The 1380-nt window shown below is 58.9% G+C and carries 1 protein-coding gene; it reads right to left on the reverse strand.

Features of this window, described 5'->3' with window-relative positions:
* Nucleotides 1–1380: hypothetical protein (locus tag GCE9029_RS26605; protein WP_197475426.1), on the reverse strand; the 1380-nt coding region annotated here is incomplete at both ends.

Consider the following 1380-nt stretch of genomic DNA (forward strand, 5'->3'; position numbering starts at 1 on the left):
CTTCGGCGTAATAATCATCGACCGCGGAGACCTCAAAGGCCTGACCCAGTGCGACCGTTTGGTGGGTGATGCCCTGGGTGGTGACGTCGGTGTTGTTGCTGCTGGTACTGTCGTCACTCTCGGTGACCGAGACAGTGACCTGGCCTTTATCCTGGTCTTTGAGGGTGACGGTACCGTCACCGTTGAAGGTGGCGAGAATATTGCCATCAGCATCGACAGGGAGCGCCATGTACTGGATGGTGTCGCTGTCAGGGTCTCCTTCGGTCAGGGTCCCGTCAGTGGCCGGCACGACCTGACCGTCGCTGTTTATCATAAACAGCTTGATGGTCACGACATCCGCCTCGGCCTCATCATAAATCAGGGCATGGTCAGCGGCGTCGCCGGCCAGTGGCTTACCGTCGACCATCTGGGCTTCGGTGACGCTCTCAAAGCCGGTCTGCTGGATACCGGTGACCCCGACCACGACACTTTCATGGCGCTCACTGAGGTTGTCGTCTTTCACCGGGACGGTGATCACGTCGGACTGGCTGTTGCCGGCGTCAATGGTGAGGGTGTCAGGGAACGCAAACCCGTCATCAAAGTCAGCAGCAGTGGCATTACCGAGCAGCTTGAGGTCAACCGTGACACTGCCGTTGTCAGGCACGGTCACCGGGTCGCCGTGCTGGTCGACCAGCTTGATGGTGAAATGGATGCTGGCCCCGTCAGACTCTTCCACATCGTCAGACGCTTCCACGATGACATAGACGGTGTCGTCAGCGCCCGCAGGACCGGTATCTTCCAGGATCGTGTTGTTGACACTGCCGTCAACCGTCACGGCTTCATACGTGTTCACGACGGTCCCGGCAATGTCACCCAAAGACACGGTGACGCTTTCCGTGCCTTCGGCGTAATAATCATCGACCGCGGAGACCTCAAAGGCCTGACCCAGTGCGACCGTTTGGTGGGTGATGCCCTGGGTGGTGACGTCGGTGTTGTTGCTGCTGGTACTGTCGTCACTCTCGGTGACCGAGACAGTGACCTGGCCTTTATCCTGGTCTTTGAGGGTGACGGTACCGTCACCGTTGAAGGTGGCGAGAATATTGCCATCAGCATCGACAGGGAGCGCCATGTACTGGATGGTGTCGCTGTCAGGGTCTCCTTCGGTCAGGGTCCCGTCAGTGGCCGGCACGACCTGACCGTCGCTGTTTATCATAAACAGCTTGATGGTCACGACATCCGCCTCGGCCTCATCATAAATCAGGGCATGGTCAGCGGCGTCGCCGGCCAGTGGCTTACCGTCGACCATCTGGGCTTCGGTGACGCTCTCAAAGCCGGTCTGCTGGATACCGGTGACCCCGACCACGACACTTTCATGGCGCTCACTGAGGTTGTCGTCTTTCA

The organism is Grimontia celer, from assembly GCF_900055185.1.
GTDB lineage: Bacteria > Pseudomonadota > Gammaproteobacteria > Enterobacterales > Vibrionaceae > Enterovibrio > Enterovibrio celer.